Source organism: Caballeronia sp. M23-90 (genome assembly GCF_053574605.1).
Map to the genome: position 1 here is coordinate 1 of NZ_JBSIPA010000077.1, position 19,334 is coordinate 19,334.

Consider the following 19,334-nt stretch of genomic DNA (forward strand, 5'->3'; position numbering starts at 1 on the left):
GCGGCCGACATCGCCCCGCTCGCGTTCGCGTTCAACATGCTTTTCCCCGGTTGAAGGTGAGAAAGGATTCATGGGCGCCGACGTGACGGCGGGGCGGTCGTTGATTGCAAGGCTCAGCAATTCGGGCCGCGCATAATGGCCGACCGAATCCATCATGCGCTTGCGTTTGGTGATCAGCGACATGTCCAGATCCGCGATCACCATGCCTTCGCCTTCGCGCAACGGCGGCGCCAGGTGCTGGCCTTCGGGCGAAATGATCGCGGTATTGCAGCCGCCACGAAGCGCCTTCTGCAGGCCGGGTTCCTTCGTGATGGATTCGATCTGCGCCTCGGTCAGCCACCCCGTCGAATTGACCACGAAGCAGCCGGATTCCAGCGCGTGATGCCGGATCGTCACTTCGATCTGCTCACCGAAAATGGGACCGACGAGCGAACCGGGGAACTGGCTGCAATGGATCTCTTCGTGCTGCGTCATCAGCGCGTAGCGCGCGAGCGGGTTGTAATGCTCCCAGCACGCAAGCGCCCCCACTTTGCCGATGCTCGTCTGCGCCACTTTCAAGCCCGCTGCGTCGCCCATGCCCCAGATCATTCGCTCATGAAACGTGGGCGTGATCTTGCGGCGCTTGAGAAGCAGCTCACCGGTGGTATCGAAGATGAGTTGCGCGTTGTAAAGGCTGCCGTGATCGCGCTCGTTCACGCCCAGCACCACGACCATGCCGTGCCGCCGCGCTCGTTCCGATACCGCATGGGTCACCGGGCCAGGCACGACGACGGCTTCGTCATAAAGACGCATGTGTTCCGCGCCCGATGCAACCGGTGCCCGCACGAATGAAAAGTACGGGTAGTAGGGCAGGAAGGTCTCGGGAAAGACGATCAGCTGCACGCTCTGGCGCGCGGCGTCGTCAATGGTCGCGAGGACCTTTTCGAGCGTGCCGCCGGGGCGTTCGAGGTCCGGCGAAATCTGGACCGCGGCAGCACGGACGATTCTCTTGTCGGGCATGGTCATTCCGTGGTCGAGAGTGTCGGCAATGTCAGACGGTCCACGTGTTGATGATCAGCGCGCCGTCCTTCCGATGCAGCAGCTGGATGTCGAGCACGTCGAGCGGGCTGATCGGCTTGATGCCTTCGATCAACGATGCTTCGCCCTGCCCATAAAGAGCCTGCAATGCGAAGCGGCACGCGTAGACCTTGCCGCCTTCTTCCATGAACTTCTGGATCTGCTTGTTGAAGTTCAGGTGGCCAGGAAAGGCTTCGTCGCCGAGCGTTGGGAAACCGCGCTGCAAACCGAGCGTCACGCCGGGACCATAAAGCAGCACCGATGTTTCGAAGCCCTTGCGCAGGAGCCGCGTGGCTTGCAGCAGGTTCACGAAGCCGATGGAACCTTCGAACGCGACCGTATGAAACGTCACCAGCGCCTTTTCGCCCGGGGCGGCCTTGACGTCCTCAAAGACCTTTTCTTCATAGTCGACAAGATAATCGCCTTTCTTGTGCATCGGGATATTGACGGCAGGCATTCTAATCTCCATTAAATACACGATTTAAAACATCGATAACAGTGAGAATCCGGTTTTTTATTCGGTTCCCGCCACGCTGCTTGCAAATCAGATAATGCAACCGCCGTGCCATTGAAACGCAATGTCAATGCGATCAATACCCGATCATTCAACCGATCAGCACTTGGGCGAGTAGGAAATATTTTGAATCGGCTCGCCGAAAGCCTTGCGGGGCCTCACTTCGGCGCCACGTCAAATTCGCCCACGCACCAACAGGGCGATGTTTTGTTGGTGCAATCGCTCGCTACTGGTGCAATAAACACTCATTACGTGCATTGACCGCCTGCAAAACGATTCTCCATACGATCATTCAATGCGATCAATTTTTTATGTTTGCGTTTTTCGTGCTATCGTTTTTTAACCGCCTTTAATCAGAGAACGTTTCATGGCCAGTCTTACTCATCACTGGATCAGAAAACTCACGGAAAGCCGCAAGCCGGCTTATTTGCTGATTCCAGAACTAATCGAAGAAGACCTGGCGAGCGGACGACTGCGCCCGCGCGACCGGCTGCCCGGTTTGCGCGATCTCGCCGACGAACTGCAGCTCAACTACACGACCGTCGCGCGTGCCTATGCAGAAGCGCGCAAACGCGGTCTGCTGGATTCGCGCGCAGGCAGCGGAACGTTCGTGCGCGGGAGAACGGCAACGTTGCCGCTCTCGGGCGGCAGCAGTGTCGAGATGACCATGAACATGCCGCCCGAACCCGCCGAGCTTGCCGCACGGTTGCGCGAGTCGGCGGCGCGGCTCTTTGCGTCAACCGATCCTTATCGTCTATTGCGGTACCAGGATTTTGGCGGCACGCCCGACGACCGCGCTGCGGGAACCCGGTGGCTCAAGCGCCGTTTCGATGATTGCGATGAAGACAAGGTGCTCGTATGTCCGGGCATCCACAGCGCGCTCGTGGCGATGGTGTCGCAGCTCGCGCGGCCGGGCGGCACCATCTGTCTCGATACGCTGGCGTATCCCGGCATCAAGGCGATTGCAGCGCAGCTTGGCGTGCGTCTGCAGGCACTCGCACGCGACGACGACGGTCCCCTCGCGCATGCCTTCGAAGCGCTCTGCAAGAGCGACAAGCCCAGCGCGTTCTATTGCAACCCGACCATCCAGAACCCGAGCACGGTCACGCTTTCATCGAAGCGCCGGGAGGCGCTGGCCGACGTCGCGTTGAGATACAGCGTGCCGATCATCGAAGACGATGCCTACGGCATGCTGCCCGCGAACGCGCCCGACGCAATGGTGTCGTTCGCACCGGACCTGACCTACTACGTGACGGGGTTTTCGAAGAGCTTCGGCGCGGGGCTTCGCGTGGCCTACATTCGCGCGCCTTCTTCACGGCGCGCGCAGCATCTCGCGGGCGCATTGCGCGCCACGACGGTAATGGCGAGCCCGTTCACCATGTTGCTCGCTACGCAATGGGTCGTGGACGGCACCGCCGACCTGATGCTCGACGCCATCCGGACCGAGTCCGCTGCGCGGCAGGCAATCGCGGCGCGCGTGTTATCGAAGTGGAAGTTCGACGCCGATCCCGCCGGCTTTCATTTCTGGATGCCGATCGATCCTGCATGCGGATGGCAAGCGTCGGAGCTTGCGTTGCAGTTGCGTTCGCAAGGGATCGGAGCGGTATCGGCAACGGCGTTTGCTACCGATGGCAATCCGCCCGAAGCCATTCGCGTCTGCCTCGGCGGTCCAAAAAATCTGGATGAATGCGAAGACGCGCTGAGACTGATCGCGGATACGGTCGAGCATCCGCACCATTTGCATCTGCCCGTCATGTGATTTGGGACGAGGCTTGCCAGGCAGAGGTCATGCAGACGTAAAGCGCCCTTGCTACGATGCAGCTTTTCGTCTCGACTATTCGCCCCATGCGGAACCTTTGGTTTCTTCGCTTTTTCGCGGCCGCGCTCGCGGCTGTCATCCTGACGTCAGCATGCGCCGGCAATCCCAATGCGTTATGGCAGATCGTTCATAACTCATGTGAACCGGCCGCGCAGGGGGCGGACGTGCCGCAAAAGTGTATCGATGTCGATGCAACTCAGGGCTATGCCGTACTGAAGGACCTGAACGGGGCCACGCAGTACTTGTTGATCCCGACAAAACGCATTGGCGGGATTGAAAGTCCCGAGTTGCTGGCGGCGGATACGCCGAACTATTGGCGCGCTGCATGGGACGCCCGGCGCTTCGTGAACGCAAAACTCGGCAAGGAATTGCCGCGCGATGAACTTTCGCTCGCGATCAATTCGACCAGCGGACGTTCGCAGAACCAGTTGCATATTCATATCGATTGCCTGGCGCCCGATGTCGTGAACGCACTGCGCGAACAAGGACCGAAGATCGGTACGCAATGGACCGCGTTCCCTACCTCGCTGCGCGGCCATGCGTACAGGATCAGGCGTATCGATGACCCGGCGCTCGCCTCGGTCGATCCTTTCAAGTTGCTCGCAGCCGATGTGGCAAAGGAAGGGGGACGCATGGCGGACCAGACGCTGCTGCTGACCGGCACGACCACGCCCGACGGCAAGCCCGCGTTTTTCCTGCTCAATGATCACGTACGTCTGGCGCAGGGTGACTTTGGATCGTCGGAAGAACTGCAGGACCACAGTTGCGCGATTGCACGCGAACGCTAGCCTGCACCTGCGTTTGTCTCGAAATTTTACCCTAGCCGCGCGCCGCGCTTCGCTGCACTATGTCGGTTCGACAAACAGAACGGCAGGGCAGCAGCATGACCACGATGCGAACCATAGGCATGATCGGCGGGATGAGTTGGGAATCGACCGCTGAATATTATCGGCTGATCAACCAGGATGTGCGCACCCGGCTCGGCGGACTGAACTCGGCGCAAGTGCTGCTCCATAGCGTGAATTTCGCGCCTATTGAAGGCCTTCAACGCGACGGACAATGGAACATCGCAGGCATCCGGCTCAGCGAGGCCGCGCGCCATCTGGAAGCGGGCGGGGCGCATTGCATCGTGCTTTGCACGAACACCATGCATCTCGTCGCGCAGCAGGTTGCCGCTGCGGTGTCCGTGCCGTTTTTGCATATCGTGGACCCGACGGGTATTGAAGCGCAAAGGCGCGGCATTCGCAAAGTCGGGTTTATCGGCACGGCGTTTTCAATGCGCGAAAGTTTTTTCCGTGACCGGCTTGAAGAACGACACGGCATTGCGACAATCGTCCCCGATACCGCAGAGCAGGCGACCGTTCACGACATCATTTATCGCGAGTTGTGTCTTGGGATCGTGACGGAAGAATCCCGCAAGCTTTATCGCGATGTCATTCACGGGCTGGCAGCACGCGGCGCCGAAGCAATCGTACTGGGATGTACGGAAATCATGCTGCTGGTAAAAGCCGAGGACAGCCCTGTCCCTCTGCTCGATACCACCACGCTCCACGCCCGCGCTGCCGTCAACTTCTCGCTCGCGTAATGCCTTAGTGCTCGCGCCTGTGCGTAAATACGCGCGGACGGACGGCCTCGATCACGGCCTCGGGCAGAACCTGATGTAAGGTACGCACGGTGAAGTCGAGGTCTTCCATGGCGACGTCGAATACAAGGCGGAGGTCGTCGTGATCGCGCGAAGCCTGGCTCACGTACACGCCGAGCGGCGAATGAAAGAGGCGGCGAATGCGCTCACGCGCCGCCTCATCCTGCTTGCTGCGCAGTACCGCCGACAGATGAACGCGCGAAACACAGGGCGCGGCAGTGCCTTCGCGTTCCGCCGAATTATTGTTGTTCGCCGGGCCAACGATTCTTTCGAGTACAAGGTTCATGACGCTGCAAGCTCCTCTGTTCGGGATGACTTGCAGCGTATCTTTTTGCGCGTAAACAACGCGTCAAGATTTCCGGCGTCGCCGTATAAATTGCTTAGTCGATGCCGTTGAAGACCGCATCGTCAGGACCGATATACGCGGGTGCTCGCCAAGCAGCATCGCGCATCGAGTGCTGGACCTGTCCTTCCACGCCCAGCAACACCGCGAAAATCGCCATGCGCACGGGGATGCCGTTATCGGTTTGACGGAAGATCGCAAGCCTCGGATCGTGGTTGAGGTCGACGCTGAGATCGTTGGCGCCGGGGCGGCCATCACGCGGCAGCGGATGCATGATCAACGTGTCAGGCCCGCACACGCTTTCGACCAGGGCCTGATTGATCTGGAAATCAGGCGTGTAACCTTCGATGGATTCATCGGCGAAGCGCTCTTTCTGAATGCGCGTTGCATACACCACGTCCGCGCCTTTGAGACCTGCGTGCAGGTCGCTCGTCTGCTCGACCACATGATCGCCGCGCGTGATCTGATCGAGGATGGACGTGGGCATTTCGAGCGATGCCGGCGAGATCAACGTAAATTTAAGTCCGCGATACAGCGCCAGCAGCTTCGCGAGCGAATGCACGGTGCGGCCGTATTTGAGGTCGCCGACCATTGCGATATGCGAGCCGTCGACAATCTTCCCCACGCGTGAAAACTCGCGCTGGACCGTGTAGAGATCGAGCAGCGCCTGGCTCGGATGCTCGCCGGGGCCATCGCCTGCGTTGATCACGGGAACGTTGGTCGCGCGTGCGAATTCAGCCACCGATCCTTTCTCGGGATGGCGCACGACGAGCGCGTCCGCATAGCCGCTGATCACGCGGCTGGTGTCATAGATGGACTCGCCTTTTGCCATCGATGAAAACGTGAAGCCCGTCGTGTCGCATACGGAACCGCCCAGCCGGCAGAACGCCGCGCCGAAGCTCACACGTGTGCGGGTGCTGGCTTCGAAAAACAGGTTCGCGAGCACTGCGCCTTCCAGGACGCGCGTGATTTTTTGACGCCGCGCGATGGGTTGCATGGTGTCCGCGACCCGGAACAGCGCTTCGACGGAATCGCGCGAAAACTGATCGACGGAAAGCAGGTGCGGTCGTCCCTCGTGCAGAATGGAAGGTGACTGTACGCGTTGCGTATACTCATCGTCAGTGGGCGTTCGCTCCAGGATCTCCATGACGTAGCGGCTGGCGATTTCCGGCATGGCGCGCGATTCAGCGGATTCGTCCGGAAGCAGCCATGTATCCAGTGCCCTTCGAGCAACGCCAATCCGGTTCGCAAAGGCATCGCGCGTCATGTTGAGCCGCCGCATGGCGTCCCGAAGCAGAGTTTGTTGTTGCAGATGCATGTCGGACGCTCCCGGGGGTTATATACGCGCTGCGTATATTAAATCACTCGCCGAAAAGGTGCAACACGACCTCGCGTCTATGTGAAACGCGGCGGTGTTCGAACAGGTAGATGCCCTGCCACGTGCCGAGAACCATGCGGCCCGCGCTCACCGGTATGGAAAGCTGGACTTGGGTGAGCGCCGTTCTAAGATGCGCGGGCATGTCGTCGGGGCCTTCCGCGTCGTGTACATAGCGGCCCGGCTCTTCCGGCGCAATGTCCGCGAAGAATTGTTCGAGGTCGGTGCGCACGTCGGGATCGGCGTTTTCCTGTATCAGCAGCGACGCCGATGTATGTCGGAGGAACACTGTCAGCAGCCCGGTCTGGATGCCTTGCTGGTCGATCCAGCTGCGAATGTCGCGGGTAATTTCGTGCAGACCGCGCGTGCGCGTGGTCACGCCCAGATGGTGGAGCGCCTGTTTCATGCGGATGTCTCCAGAGGAAAGTGCGCGACGCAAGAAAGTCGTCGCGCTTGCCTCCGGAGTTTACCGGCTCATGCAGGGTGGCACAGGCGAGGCCGCTCATTCGCTCAATGGCCGAAGTAGATCGATTGCGTTGCTTGATCCGGCGCATGGTCAGCGCGTGCGCCCGATGCCGACATGCTGCCGGTGGACGATCCATACGACGTTGCCGCCGCGCCTTGTTGCGACCAGACTTTCTGTTCGGCGGCCTGGATATCCTGCGGGTAATTGACGTTTTCGCCGCCGGGGCTATAGCCGGCCTTTTCGAGCTGAACGAGTTCGGCCTTGACCTGTGCGCGCGTCACTGGAGCGTTGCTCTGGGCAAACGCGAAAGCCGGTGCAGCCAATGCCGATGAAAGAACCAATGCGGAGATAAGGAATTTGTTCATGATGACCTCAATAAATAATTAGTGATCCGATGTATTTGCCAGGTTGCTACGGATGTTGCGTGGTACTTCGTTGCGGGACTTTCAGTTTGCTTCGCTTGCGTTTGCCGGGGGCGTGCTTGCCACTGTGGTGTTCGATTGCTCTTGAGCAAGACGCGTCTTCTGTTGTTCTAGCTGGTGCGCGAAGATCGGATTGACATCGGGGTACGAGGTATCCGTCACGAAGTCGCGGCCGTCTTTCTGTGCCTGGATCAGTTCCTGATAGACCTCGGCGCGGGTCTTGGTTTGCGCAAATGCATTGGCTGAAGCGATTGTCGCGATAGCTACGAGGGCAATGGCGAGGGCTTTCATGTTCTTCTCCAGTAGAGGTGTTTCGTTGCGGTGTGTACTGGAGAGAACCCCGGAAGGGGCAGGGATATTCCCGATAAAGCGGATTATTTTTTGCCGGAAAAAAATTTGAATACGAGTGGAATAAGCTGCAATGGATGGTGTTTACGCGGTCAGGGACGCTTTTGTTTTCAGTTAGGCGGCTGTTTTGGCGCGAAACCTGAAACAATGTGCAGACGGAATAAAGCGCATGAAACGGTGTTCGCCTCCATACCGACAGCAACTCGAATCGATCATGTCCATAGTAAAACCACCTTCGGAACCCCGGCTCTCAGAGTCCGACGTCCAGGCTTACGCCGACGGCATGCTCGATCCGGTGCGCGCTGCCAGCGTTCAAAGCTATTTGAAAGACCGTCCCGACGAGGCGCAGCGGGTCGCGTTCTATGGGCGGATCAACCAGCAAATGCAGAGTGCCTTTCATGAACCCACGGACGAAGCGCCGCTGCCCAGATCCGCACCGCGGGTATCGAAGCGCCGTATCAGCGCGTATTTGATAGCCGCCTTCGCTGCGCTGGTGCTGGTGGCGGGCGGACTGTTCGCATTCGACATCTCCGATTCTGCGCTCGATAATGCATCGATCATGGCGCTCGAACAGGCGGTCGCGGTGCAGGACATGGCGACCGGCGCGAGCGGTTATGTAAGCTCGGCGAAGGCTTTGGCGGATGCGCCGAACTTGTACGTCGTAGGCTTTCACCCGACTGCGAGACGCGAAATGCCGGTGGGCCCGTTGGCATCGGCAACCGAATATGTGTATCGGAACGCGACGGGCGAGGCCGCTGTCATGCTGATCGCGCCCGGCATCATGGCAAAACCGCAACCGCAGTGGAAAGCAAATCGGGTAGGCGAGACGCGTTTGCTGGCATGGACTGCGGGCGGCAGGCGCTACGTGCTGGCGGGTCGTGCAAACACGCGCGGGCTGATGCGCGCTGCGGATCTGATGACGGGAAATTGAACTCAACGCATAAAAAAGCCGGATGACGGGAATAACCCGCGACCCGTGGTGTTAGCCCATTATTCGCAGCGGCGTTTCAGGTCCAGCGTCCGCATAAGCTTACAAAATGAGGAAGGCCCATGGGCGTCCGTGACGAGTTAATGGAACATGTGCCGCGATTACGCCGATATGCGCGGGCGCTGATCAACAACCGCGATCTCGCCGACGATCTGGTACAGGACACGCTTGAACGCGCGCTCCGCCATACGGAGAAGTTCCAGACCGGCACGGATATGCGCGCGTGGCTTTTCACGATCATGCATAACGTGTTCGCGAATCAGGCCCGTCGCGCCGGGGTAAAAGCGGTGCATGTCTCCGTCGATGACGAGAACATAAACGAGCGTGAATTCGCGGTCGCCGGTACGCAGACGCAGTCGCTTGAAATGCGCGATCTGGACTTCGCTTTGCAGCGCTTGCCGCTCGATCAGCGTCAGGTCGTGCTGCTCGTGGGACTGGAAGAAATGAGCTACGCGGATGTTGCGCAAGCGCTGGAAATCCCGATCGGGACCGTCATGTCGCGTTTATCGCGCGGGCGTGAGAGATTGCGCGCGCTGATGGCAGGCGCCCAACCCGGCGCAAAATTACAGGTGGTGCGATGAGCGAACAACAAACACCGATTACCGAAGACGAAATCCACGCATATGTGGACGGGTCGCTGGCGGAGCACCGTCGCGAGGAAATCGATCGGCTGCTGGAACACGACGAAGCGCTCGCCACCAAGATCAGCGATTACTTCTCGCTGAACAGCATGTTCCATGACCGCTATGACCGCGTGTTGAGCGAGCCCGTGCCGCAACGGCTGTTGCCGCCCGAACGCAAACGCTGGCGCGATGCCGCCAACTGGCCGCAATTCGCCGGCATGGCGGCGGCGCTTGTCATAGGCGTGGGCATTGGCGTGGGCGGCATGATGGGCAACGTCGGAGGCCGTGCGCTGATGCCCGGCAGCGGTGGTGGCGTTCACGTGGAGCGCGCGAGCTTTACGCCGGGTGAGCAGTTCGCGCGTCAATCCGCCGTTGCGCACGTGATGTATGCACCCGAAGTGATGCGGCCGGTCGAAGTCGGGGCGGATCGCGAGCAGGAACTGGTGACGTGGGTATCGAAGCGGCTTGGTACGGATGTGCGTCCGCCGATCCTGACGCGCGTCGGCTTCGAACTGATGGGCGGCCGTCTTTTGCCCGGTGACGATGGTCCGGTCGCGCAGTTCATGTACCACGACGCAAAGGGCGAACGCATCACGCTGTGCATCTCGCACAGGAAGATCAGTTCGGATACGACTGCGTTCAAGCTTTACCAGGACGGCTCGGTGAACGTGTTCTACTGGATCGATGGCGACTTCGGTTATGCGGTATCAGGCGCGATCGACCGGAAGGTATTGCTCGAGCTTTCGCACGACGTCTATTCTCAACTGACCCAGATGGGCGATGTAAAGCCGCAGACCTCCACGCAATAAAACGCTTCCGAAGGTGCCGGCGCATTGCGCCGGCACCTCGTGCTGATTATCGCCAAGCGATGACCCGACGACCGGCCAAACATCGATGCAGGCACGCTGGTGATCGAGCGCGAGACACCGCAAGGCGATGGCGATTGCCGCGACATCAACTACGATCCGACCATCCTTCCCGCCGGTCCCAAGCCGTCCGACGATCCGCTATTGGCCGCGCGCTCGTCGGCTTATGCCGTCTCTTATAATCGCCGCACGCGTGAGGAAGCGCATGGCCCGGCATTCGCTCAAGCATCGACACGGAACATTCAATGAGCGTCGCAGATAAACATTTCAGTCCCGCCGCCCGGTTCTTCCACTGGCTGATGGCGCCGCTTGTCATAGCGATGTTGTTTATCGGCGTGGGGATGGTCGCCACGTTGTCGTCGTGGCATGAGACGCTGCTGGCAGTCCACCAGCCGCTTGGCATCGCGATTCTCGTGCTCGTGCTCCTGCGGTTCATCGTTCGATTGACGCATCGCACACCGCCATTACCCAATGACATGCCGCGTTGGCAGCAGCACATCGCCCATCTTTCGCACTGGGTCTTTTATGCATTGCTGTTCGCAATGCCGCTGGTCGGCTGGTCGATGCTGTCAGCCGGAGGGTTTCCGATTCATCTGGCCGGAGCGCTTTATCTGCCGCCGATCGCGCCGCAAGGCGTGCGCCTCTACGCGTTCTTGCGTTCCGCGCACACGGTCCTCGCGCTGTTGTTGTTCGCGACCTTCCTCGCGCACCTGGGCGCTGCGATGTTCCACGGATTGATCAAACGCGATGGCGTGTTTTCGAGCATGGCGAGAGGCCGCCGCGGCCTCTAACGTAATGATCACGCCGCCTGTTCGACCGGCGTCACCTCCAGCTCGAGCTTCTGCGTGCCGCGCAGCACAGTGACATTCACCACGCGGTCGATCCGCGTTGCATCCAGCGTCCGCTGCAAGCTGTCGACGCTGTCCACAGGCAGCGTGTCGATAGCAACGATCCTGTCGCCGGTGCGCAATCCGCCTGTTGCAGCAGGACTTGCTTTCACGACTTCCATCACGTGCACGCCGCTCGCCGACGGCAACTCAAAATAGCGTTGCACGCGCCGAGAGATGGGCGACGTCGTACCCGCCACGCCGATATACGCGCGCCGCACGCGTCCATGCGCGAAGAGCTGCATGATGACCCACTTGGCGGTATCGATTGCCGTGGCGAACGAGATTGCCTGCGCGCCCGCAATGATCGCCGTATTCACGCCGATCACCTGACCGGCCGAGTTGATCAGCGGGCCGCCCGAATTGCCGGGATTCAGCGCTGCATCGGTCTGGATCACGTCGTAGATCATGCGTCCGGAGTTGGATCGCAAGGAACGTCCGAGCGCCGAGACAACGCCGGTCGTCACCGTCTGCGCGAGGCCGAGCGGGTTGCCCACGGCAATCGCGATTTGCCCGACGCGGAGCTTGCCCGATTCGCCGAGTTCCACGTGCGGCAATGCTTCGGCAGAACCGATGCGCAGCACGGCGAGGTCGCTGTCGGGATCGTCGCCGACGAGGTCGGCATCGAACGTTCCGCCGTCGGCGAGCGTGACGCGAATCTGCGTGGCGCCGTGCACGACATGGCTATTCGTCAGCAGATAACCGTCGGGCGTGAAAATAAAGCCTGAACCCGTTCCACCCTGTGAGCCGCGCGGATTGCGTGCGTTGGCGCTCCCGGGCATGCGCCGTTCGACCGAGATGAATGCCACTGCTTGCTGCACGCGCTCCAGCGCGCCGATGACCGTGCGCGAATAGGCGTCGAGCAGCGCTTCGTCGCCAAGGGGAGTCGAGAGGGCGGCGGCCTCGGCGGCGCCGCGCGAAAGATCATCGATAAATTGGGGACGGCTTCCCATGATCGTGCTCCGGATAAATGGACCTTCAGATGCGGGGTAACGCCGCTGATTTCAAGCGGCGCCAAAGCGGGTGAGCTTGACCCGTCCCATCAGCACTTTCAATGCAATCGATATCAGCAATGATCGTTTAGTCGCGCGCGGGTGCGTTGCTAACATGGTTGGCTGGCTTCTCTCCCTTGCTCCGCTTCCATTTCCATGAAAATCCTTCATCGCCTTGTCGCCTGTTTTGCGATGGCGTTACTGGCTTCCACTGCCATCAACGCGGTTGCGCAAACGCCGTCGGGAACGCCGGTAAAACTGCGGATCGGCTACCAGAAATCCTCCACGCTGATCGCAATCCTCAAGGCGCGCGGGACCCTCGAAAAGGCGGTCGCGCCGCTGAATGTGCGCATAGAGTGGAGCGAGTTTGCAAGCGGGTTGCCGCTGACGGAAGCGCTTAATGCAGACGCTGTGGACTTCAGCGCCGACGTCGCCGACACGGTTCCGGTCTTCGCGCAAGCTGCAAATGCCAACTTCGTCTATGTCGCGCAGGAAACGCCGTCGCCCTCGGCGCAGGCAGTGATCGTTCATCGCGATGCACCCATTCATTCGCTCGCCGACCTGAAAGGCAAACGCATCGCCGTCACCAAGGCAGCCGGCGTTCACTATCTGCTGCTGTCCGCGCTCGCACGGGCCAAGCTGACCCCTGCCGACGTCAAGATCAGTTACCTCGCGCCCGCCGATGCACGTGCCGCTTTCGAGCGCAACGACGTGGACGCATGGTTTGCATGGGACCCGTATGTGGCTTCGGTGGAACTCGATGCGGGCGCACGCATTTTGATGCGTGGCGATGGCCTCGCGTCTTATCAGCGCTATTACCTGGCATCGGCGCCATTCGCGCAGAAGTATCCGCAGATCGTCGATATCGTCTTCAAGCAACTGGTCGAGGCCGGTGTCTGGACGAAGGCGCATCCGCAAGACGCAGCGAAGATCCTCGCGCCGGTGTGGGGACTCGATCAGGCGACGGTCGAACGCGCCAACTCGCGTCGTACCTATGCGGTCCGCGCAGTGGTCGCGAAGAACTTCGGCGAGCAGCAAGCTATATCCGACAGCTTCTATCAGGCGAAGCTCTTGCCGAAACCCGTCGATACCACGAGCGCACTCGTCTGGGACTTTGCATCGCGCAAGGCCGTTGCAGCGGATACCGCGACTTCGGCCAATACGGTCGCCGCCGGGGATACCGCCAAGCAGCCTTAGCGCATCACTGATCGTCAATGCGAGTTTCCAGAAACCGAAACCGCCCGCATCCGCCGGCGGTTTCGCTTCAAGTGAACGTGCCATTCAGTTCGCGCCCGTCGCCAGGCAACCCATCGCTACGGCATCACTTGAGACGCATAAGCAGAATTGGCGAGAACCTTAGCTCAAATAAATCGTTCATGGGAAAAGTGTGCGTCGATAAGATGATTTATCGGAACGGGCGCTGAAGCTCGACTCAACTCGCAAGGCAGGAGCACGACAATGAATGTTTTCTGGTTCATTCCGACACACGGCGACAGCCGTTATCTCGGTACGACGCAAGGCGCTCGCGCCGCGGACTATGACTACTTCCGCCAGATCGCGGTAGCCGCCGACACGCTCGGCTACGAGGGCGTCCTGCTGCCCACGGGCCGCTCATGCGAAGACGCATGGGTCGTGGCGTCGAGCCTGATTCCCGCGACCAAGCGCCTCAAATTTCTGGTGGCGATCCGCCCGGGCCTGAGTTCGCCGGGGTTGTCAGCTCGCATGGCGTCGACGTTCGATCGCTTGTCGCATGGACGGTTGCTGATCAACGTGGTGACGGGCGGTGATCCGGTCGAGTTGGCAGGCGACGGTGTGTTCAACGACCACGACACGCGCTATGAAGTCACGGACGAATTCCTGAGCATCTGGCGTGGTTTGCTCGAGTCGTCGCATGAAGGCGGTTCAATCGATTACGAAGGCAAGCATTTGTCGTCGAAGGGCGGCAAGGTGCTTTATCCGCCGGTGCAGAAAGCGCACCCGCCGCTGTGGTTCGGCGGCTCGTCGCCTGCCGCGCACGAGATTGCGGCCGATCATATCGACACGTACCTGACGTGGGGCGAACCGCCGGCCGAAGTCGAAAAGAAGATCAACGATATTCGCCGCCGCGCAGCCGACAAAGGCCGCAAGATCAAGTTCGGAATTCGCCTGCATGTGATCGTGCGCGAGACGGAACAAGAAGCGTGGGCGGACGCGGACAAGCTCATCAGCAAGCTCGACGATGAAACCATCCAGCGCGCGCAGGCATCGTTTGCAAAGATGGATTCCGAAGGCCAGCGTCGCATGGCTGCGTTGCATGGCGGCCAGCGCGACAAGCTCGAAGTCTATCCGCACTTGTGGGCCGGCGTCGGACTCGTGCGCGGTGGCGCGGGCACGGCGCTCGTCGGCAATCCGGAGCAGGTTGCGGGCCTGATGAAAGAATACGCGGCGCTGGGTATCGATACGTTCATCTTGTCCGGCTATCCGCATCTGGAGGAGTCGTATCGCTTTGCAGAACTCGTGTTCCCGCTGTTGCCGCGCGAGCAGAAAGAGCCCGCGTCGGGCCCGTTGTCGGGACCCTTTGGCGAAATCGTGGGCACGTCGTATTTGCCGCGTGCATCGCAGAGCTGAAACGGGGAATCACAATGAACGGATCATTTCTTCGACGCGCAGGCATGCAGGCAGCGCCCTGGCTCGTGCCTATCCTGATCCTGGTTGCATGGGAGCTTGCAGCGCGAACCGGCGGCTTGTCGTCGCGTGTCTTGCCCGAGCCGCTGGCAGTCGTCAAGGCCGCGTGGGAGCTGATCCAGTCGGGCGACATGTGGGCGAACGTGAAGGTCAGCGCATGGCGTGCATTGACCGGTTTTGCGATCGGCGGCGGTATCGGTTTCGTACTCGGGCTGGGGACAGGTCTCTTCAAACCGGCTGAGGTTGCGCTCGACTCGACCGTGCAGATGATCCGCAACATCCCCGCGCTTGCAATGATCCCGCTGGTGATCCTGTGGTTCGGCATTGGCGAGGAAGCCAAGCTGTTTCTGGTTGCGCTCGGCGTGTTCTTTCCGGTCTACACGAATACGTATCACGGTATTCGTTCCGTCGATGCCGACCTGATCGAAATGGCGCGCAGCTACGGGCTTACAGGTTTCGCGTTGTATCGCGACGTGATATTACCGGGGGCGTTGCCGTCCATTCTCGTCGGCGTGCGTTTTGCGTTCGGCCTCATGTGGGTGATGCTGATCGTGGCGGAAACCATCTCGGCGCAATCGGGTATCGGCTATATGACGATGAACGCCCGCGAGTTCCTGCAGACGGACGTGGTGGTGGTCGGCATCCTGCTCTACGCGCTGCTCGGCAAGCTTGCCGACATGCTCGCCAAATCCATCGAGCGCGCCACGCTGCGCTGGCATCCTGCGTATCAGAAGGGAGCAAAATCGTGACATCAGTTCTTTCATCGCTGTCATCGGATAGCGTTGCGTTTGCCAGCGACGAACCGCGCGTCATCACGCGTGAACGCACACCGCCGTCGCCTTCGCCGCGTCCGAATCCTGCGGACATGGCCGTCGCGCTTCAGGGCGTCGACAAACATTTCGGCGCGCGCAAAGTTCTCTCCAATTTTGATTTTGCTATCGAGCGTGGCAGCTTTGTATCGATAGTCGGACGCAGCGGCTGCGGCAAGTCCACGCTGCTGCGCCTTATCGCCGGGCTCGAGAAAGCGACCGGCGGCGTGGTGAGCCGTAACGCGGCAGAGGGTTCGAGCGAATTGCAGACCCGCATCATGTTCCAGGACGCGCGCCTGCTGCCGTGGAGAAGCGTGCTGCAAAACGTGATGCTCGGCTTGCCGAAATCGTCGCGTGAGGACGCACGCGCGACGCTGGCCGAAGTCGGTTTGAGCACGCGTGAAGGCGACTGGCCTGCGCAACTTTCGGGCGGTCAGCGCCAGCGTGTGGCGCTTGCTCGCGCGCTCGTGCATCGGCCGGACCTGCTGTTGCTGGATGAACCGCTTGGCGCGCTGGACGCCTTGACGCGCATTGAAATGCACGCGTTGATCGAGCGTCTGTGGCGCGAGCATGGCTTTACTGCGTTGCTGGTTACGCACGATGTGCAGGAGGCTGTGGCATTGGGCGAGCGCATCGTGCTTATCGAAGAGGGCAAGATTTCCTTCGATGCCGCCATCTCGCTCGCGCGTCCTCGTTCGCGCACGGCAGAAGGTTTCGCGGAGCTGGAAGAGCAGGTTCTGTCGCGGGTGCTGAAGCACGGCGCGCAGGTCAGCTAGACACCGTAATCATCACACTTTGCCGATGTCGACCGGCCCCGGCATGACTCACTCAAACAGGGAGCATCACATGGGCATCACAGCAATCAACGTACGCAACCAGTTCAAAGGTCACATCAAGGAGATCATCCGCGGGTCGGTGGTATCCGAGGTGGATGTAGAGACGCCACACGGCATCGTGACGTCAGTGATCACGACTCGTTCAGTCGATGAACTCGAATTGAAGGTCGGCAGTGAAGTCATCGCATTCGTGAAGTCTACCGAAGTATCGATTGCTCGGCTCTAAAGGATCCAAATGCAAAAGGGGCGAATTAAGGTTCGCCCCTTTTTATTCAGCGCCAGCTTTGACTAGAACGCCGGAATGATCGAGCCTTTGAACTGCGTATCGATATAGTTCTTCACATCCGGCGACTCATACGCCGACACCAGCTTCTTGACCCAGGGCGCATTGCGATCCTTCTCGCGCACCGCGATCAGGTTGGCATACGGGCCCTTCAGATCTTCAATGGCGATCGCATCCTTGGTCGGCGACAAGCCGGCCTTCACGGCGTAGTCCGTGTTGATGGACGCAGCGGTGAGGTCATCCAGCGAGCGCGGCAACTGCGCCGAATCGAGTTCGACTAGTTTGATGCCCTTCGGATTTTCAACCACGTCGAGCGGCGTTGCGTTCACGCCGTCCTTGCCCACGCCTGCCTTCAACTTGATCACGCCATTCTTTTGCAGCAGCAACAGTGCGCGATTGCCATTGGACGGGTCGTTCTGAATGCCGACCTTCGCGCCTTGCGGCAAGTCCTTCAGTGACTTGATCTTCTTCGAGTAGAAACCCATGGGCGCCACGTACGTCAGGCCCACGTTGACGATCTTGTAGCCGCGCTGCTTGACCTGGCTGTCGAGAAACGGCTGGTGCTGAAAGCCGTTTGCGTCCAGGTCGCCCGCATCGAGTGCTGCATTGGGTTGAATGTAATCGTTGAATTCGATCACCTTGATCTTGAGGCCTTCGCGAGCCGCGACCTTCGATACTTCGGTCCAGATCTGCGCGTCGGGGCCGCTCATGGTGCCGATGCGCAGCGGCGCATCTTCAGCGTGGGCGGTGCCGAATACGGCGCCAAGCGCGGCGAACGCGACGCTTGCAAGGATAGTTCTACGATGCATATTGAAACTCTTTCTGGTTAGCAGGGCCGCATCGTCTCACGACTTGCGCGGTGTTGGAACGAATCTGTTTTCATGTGGTTATGCAAATTCGAAAGGATGCTTCAGAACCTGCTTCACGCCCGCGGCAGGCGCCGGTTATCGATCCACATGCGCGCCCAGCGCGCCGCGTAGGCCACGGCAAGATCGGATTCGAAGAAGTAGTCGAGGGCGTCGAATACATAGGCGCGTTTTTGCAGCGACGCTTCGTCCTGAATGACGAGGTTGGCGGCGAACAATCCGCTGGGCAGCGGCTGTGCGGCGGGAGCGACTTCATAACCTTTGTAATGCATGTCTGTTTGACCTCCGGTACTCGATGCAATGGAACGCATGTGCCCAGATTAGCCAGCGGCGCCTGTCAACGGAACCAATCAATCGGTAGAAGCAAAGCCGCTCCCAAGGGGGATAGGAAAGAAGCAAATGTGGCGTAGGTCTTGCGCGGGTTTGCGGTCGTGGCTACCGAATGATCGGCAGATATGGAAATGAATAAAAGATGGTATCCGCGCGATTAAGTTTCGCCTACCGTATAAAAGCGGTGGCCCGTTTGCCCCGCGCCGGCCAGCGTTCAAGGAGAACTGCGATGTCCGAACAGAAAGCCCTTTTCAGGAGCTGGGGCAGCCACGTGCTGCGCAAGTGGCATGCACGGCGATTGGCTGCTGCAAGTCAGGCCAGGGAAACCGCGCGTGAGCCGTATCACCTTGAACGCATTGCGTCATGTGCATGCAGCGGCTATTTCCATATGGGGTATGTGGTGGATTCTTTCGTATTCACCCCGGAGTTGCCGTTCAAGGACTGACGCAAACGGTGTGCAACTTCAATAATGATCAGACATTCATGTGCCCTGAGTGGAACGGGTTTTGTTGAAGTCAGATGACATCGAGGCAGTTGCTGCGGTCGTGCGCTGCCGGTCGCACATGCTTTTTCGACTGCTCGACACAACTCAGCCAGCGGTCACACGCCGCATCCGGAGTCTCGAGAAAGTGCTCGGCGTTGAATTGCTACAGGCAAACCAAAAAATCAACGCGCAGTATCGAGTTCCGCAATAGCCTCGCGCGCATTGAAAGCCAGCGCGAACTGCGCAGCTTGCCGGCCGACGGTTGCGAGCTGATCGGCGACTTTCGGATCGGAGCAGGTATCGATGGTTTCGAACCGCGTTTCCAGCGAATTGACGGCCGCGCCATACGGCGTCGGCCAGCCGCGCAGCGCATGCACGATTGAACGCAGCGACGTCAGCACTGCGCCGCCGCCTTGCCATCCATAAGCCGTCACTACGCAGCCGACAGCCCGACCGTCGAGGTACGGACGCCTGTCGTCGCGCAGTTCTTCCAGCGTGTCCAGCGCGTTCTTGACGAGTCCCGAGACGCCGCCGTGGTATCCGGGCGTCCCGATGATCACCGCGTCCGCTTCGCGCACGGCTTCGATCAGTTCGATCTGCGCTTCGGTGCGTTCCTTGTGTTCGGGCGCGTAGTGAGGGAGGCTGTGCAGGAACGTGCCGCCGAAGAGGCGCGTGCGCGCGCCCGAACACAAGGAACGCACCGAAACGCAGATCGAACTGA

25 protein-coding genes and 1 pseudogene are annotated in these 19,334 nt (G+C 60.0%); 15 read left to right on the plus strand and 11 right to left on the minus strand.

Annotated elements, in window-relative coordinates; translation table 11 throughout:
- Positions 1-999: Nit6803 family nitrilase (locus ACRXB1_RS10695; RefSeq protein ID WP_449491982.1), on the minus strand; the 999-nt coding region annotated here is incomplete at its 3' end.
- Between the two features lie 31 nt (positions 1,000-1,030).
- Positions 1,031-1,513: an MSMEG_0572/Sll0783 family nitrogen starvation response protein gene (locus tag ACRXB1_RS10700; RefSeq protein ID WP_056365868.1), complete on the minus strand. Its 483-nt coding sequence runs from the start codon at positions 1,511-1,513 to the stop codon at positions 1,031-1,033.
- A 424-nt stretch (positions 1,514-1,937) separates the two neighbouring features.
- Here ACRXB1_RS10700 and ACRXB1_RS10705 point away from each other — a divergent pair, with 424 nt between their 5' ends.
- From ACRXB1_RS10705 to ACRXB1_RS10715, 3 genes are all read left to right on the plus strand, one after another.
- Complete coding sequence (locus ACRXB1_RS10705; protein ID WP_174363107.1) at positions 1,938-3,329, plus strand: aminotransferase-like domain-containing protein; 1,392 nt, start codon at positions 1,938-1,940, stop codon at positions 3,327-3,329.
- Positions 3,330-3,415: 86 nt separating this feature from the next.
- Complete coding sequence (locus ACRXB1_RS10710; RefSeq protein WP_449491983.1) at positions 3,416-4,177, plus strand: CDP-diacylglycerol diphosphatase; 762 nt, start codon at positions 3,416-3,418, stop codon at positions 4,175-4,177.
- 104 nt (positions 4,178-4,281) lie between these two features.
- On the plus strand, positions 4,282-4,974 hold the full coding sequence (locus ACRXB1_RS10715) for an aspartate/glutamate racemase family protein (protein WP_449491990.1): 693 nt from the start codon (positions 4,282-4,284) through the stop codon (positions 4,972-4,974).
- 4 nt (positions 4,975-4,978) lie between these two features.
- On the opposite strand, the gene ACRXB1_RS10720 is transcribed toward ACRXB1_RS10715, so the two are convergent.
- From ACRXB1_RS10720 to ACRXB1_RS10740, 5 genes are all read right to left on the minus strand, one after another.
- On the minus strand, positions 4,979-5,317 hold the full coding sequence (locus ACRXB1_RS10720; RefSeq protein ID WP_449491984.1) for a hypothetical protein: 339 nt from the start codon (positions 5,315-5,317) through the stop codon (positions 4,979-4,981).
- Between the two features lie 94 nt (positions 5,318-5,411).
- A complete protein-coding gene (locus ACRXB1_RS10725) occupies positions 5,412-6,692 on the minus strand; it encodes an aspartate carbamoyltransferase (RefSeq protein WP_062002708.1) in 1,281 nt (426 codons plus the stop codon).
- 43 nt (positions 6,693-6,735) lie between these two features.
- Positions 6,736-7,155, minus strand: a complete 420-nt coding sequence (locus tag ACRXB1_RS10730) for a secondary thiamine-phosphate synthase enzyme YjbQ (protein WP_062002709.1) — start codon at positions 7,153-7,155, stop codon at positions 6,736-6,738.
- Positions 7,156-7,259: 104 nt separating this feature from the next.
- On the minus strand, positions 7,260-7,580 hold the full coding sequence (locus ACRXB1_RS10735) for a DUF4148 domain-containing protein (protein ID WP_174363464.1): 321 nt from the start codon (positions 7,578-7,580) through the stop codon (positions 7,260-7,262).
- Between the two features lie 81 nt (positions 7,581-7,661).
- A complete protein-coding gene (locus ACRXB1_RS10740; protein WP_174363465.1) occupies positions 7,662-7,928 on the minus strand; it encodes a DUF4148 domain-containing protein in 267 nt (88 codons plus the stop codon).
- A gap of 271 nt (positions 7,929-8,199) precedes the next feature.
- Here ACRXB1_RS10740 and ACRXB1_RS10745 point away from each other — a divergent pair, with 271 nt between their 5' ends.
- The 5 genes and pseudogenes from ACRXB1_RS10745 to ACRXB1_RS10765 all read left to right on the plus strand — a co-directional run bounded on the left by ACRXB1_RS10745 (position 8,200) and on the right by ACRXB1_RS10765 (position 11,253).
- Entirely contained in the window at positions 8,200-8,916 is a 717-nt protein-coding gene (locus ACRXB1_RS10745) for an anti-sigma factor family protein (RefSeq protein WP_449491985.1), read from the plus strand.
- A 119-nt stretch (positions 8,917-9,035) separates the two neighbouring features.
- Complete coding sequence (locus tag ACRXB1_RS10750; protein ID WP_062002713.1) at positions 9,036-9,554, plus strand: RNA polymerase sigma factor; 519 nt, start codon at positions 9,036-9,038, stop codon at positions 9,552-9,554.
- Entirely contained in the window at positions 9,551-10,405 is an 855-nt protein-coding gene (locus tag ACRXB1_RS10755) for an anti-sigma factor family protein (protein ID WP_062172428.1), read from the plus strand. Before ACRXB1_RS10750 ends, ACRXB1_RS10755 begins: the two co-directional genes overlap by 4 nt.
- 63 nt (positions 10,406-10,468) lie before the next feature.
- Positions 10,469-10,711: pseudogene (locus ACRXB1_RS10760) on the plus strand (catalase); the annotation flags it as partial.
- Positions 10,708-11,253, plus strand: a complete 546-nt coding sequence (locus tag ACRXB1_RS10765; RefSeq protein ID WP_449491986.1) for a cytochrome b — start codon at positions 10,708-10,710, stop codon at positions 11,251-11,253. The pseudogene ACRXB1_RS10760 and the gene ACRXB1_RS10765, both read left to right, overlap by 4 nt.
- Before the next feature lie 8 nt (positions 11,254-11,261).
- Here the strand turns inward: ACRXB1_RS10765 and ACRXB1_RS10770 are convergent, their stop codons facing one another.
- On the minus strand, positions 11,262-12,302 hold the full coding sequence (locus ACRXB1_RS10770) for a S1C family serine protease (protein WP_062172430.1): 1,041 nt from the start codon (positions 12,300-12,302) through the stop codon (positions 11,262-11,264).
- A gap of 195 nt (positions 12,303-12,497) precedes the next feature.
- On the opposite strand from ACRXB1_RS10770, the gene ACRXB1_RS10775 reads away from it, so the two are divergent.
- The 5 genes from ACRXB1_RS10775 to ACRXB1_RS10795 all read left to right on the plus strand — a co-directional run bounded on the left by ACRXB1_RS10775 (position 12,498) and on the right by ACRXB1_RS10795 (position 16,876).
- Positions 12,498-13,538, plus strand: coding sequence for an aliphatic sulfonate ABC transporter substrate-binding protein (locus ACRXB1_RS10775; RefSeq protein ID WP_449491987.1), 1,041 nt, complete (start codon positions 12,498-12,500; stop codon positions 13,536-13,538).
- A 261-nt stretch (positions 13,539-13,799) separates the two neighbouring features.
- A complete protein-coding gene (ssuD, locus tag ACRXB1_RS10780) occupies positions 13,800-14,948 on the plus strand; it encodes an FMNH2-dependent alkanesulfonate monooxygenase (protein WP_062002718.1) in 1,149 nt (382 codons plus the stop codon).
- Between the two features lie 14 nt (positions 14,949-14,962).
- Entirely contained in the window at positions 14,963-15,754 is a 792-nt protein-coding gene (gene ssuC, locus ACRXB1_RS10785; RefSeq protein ID WP_062172432.1) for an aliphatic sulfonate ABC transporter permease SsuC, read from the plus strand.
- Entirely contained in the window at positions 15,751-16,590 is an 840-nt protein-coding gene (locus ACRXB1_RS10790; RefSeq protein ID WP_449491988.1) for an ATP-binding cassette domain-containing protein, read from the plus strand. Before ssuC ends, ACRXB1_RS10790 begins: the two co-directional genes overlap by 4 nt.
- A 70-nt stretch (positions 16,591-16,660) precedes the next feature.
- Positions 16,661-16,876, plus strand: a complete 216-nt coding sequence (locus ACRXB1_RS10795) for a TOBE domain-containing protein (protein WP_056365821.1) — start codon at positions 16,661-16,663, stop codon at positions 16,874-16,876.
- 62 nt (positions 16,877-16,938) lie between these two features.
- Here ACRXB1_RS10795 and ACRXB1_RS10800 read toward each other — a convergent pair whose 3' ends face one another.
- Positions 16,939-17,742, minus strand: coding sequence for a MetQ/NlpA family ABC transporter substrate-binding protein (locus ACRXB1_RS10800; protein WP_174362467.1), 804 nt, complete (start codon positions 17,740-17,742; stop codon positions 16,939-16,941).
- A gap of 113 nt (positions 17,743-17,855) precedes the next feature.
- On the minus strand, positions 17,856-18,071 hold the full coding sequence (locus tag ACRXB1_RS10805) for a hypothetical protein (RefSeq protein ID WP_062002721.1): 216 nt from the start codon (positions 18,069-18,071) through the stop codon (positions 17,856-17,858).
- 287 nt (positions 18,072-18,358) lie between these two features.
- On the opposite strand from ACRXB1_RS10805, the gene ACRXB1_RS10810 reads away from it, so the two are divergent.
- Together ACRXB1_RS10810 and ACRXB1_RS10815 are read left to right on the plus strand one after the other, a co-directional pair.
- Complete coding sequence (locus ACRXB1_RS10810) at positions 18,359-18,574, plus strand: hypothetical protein (protein ID WP_062172434.1); 216 nt, start codon at positions 18,359-18,361, stop codon at positions 18,572-18,574.
- A gap of 118 nt (positions 18,575-18,692) precedes the next feature.
- On the plus strand, positions 18,693-18,824 hold the full coding sequence (locus ACRXB1_RS10815; RefSeq protein ID WP_236873486.1) for a helix-turn-helix domain-containing protein: 132 nt from the start codon (positions 18,693-18,695) through the stop codon (positions 18,822-18,824).
- Here the strand turns inward: ACRXB1_RS10815 and ACRXB1_RS10820 are convergent.
- Positions 18,796-19,334: NADPH-dependent FMN reductase (locus ACRXB1_RS10820; protein ID WP_449491989.1), on the minus strand; the 539-nt coding region annotated here is incomplete at its 5' end. The two genes, ACRXB1_RS10815 and ACRXB1_RS10820, sit on opposite strands and share 29 nt — an antisense overlap.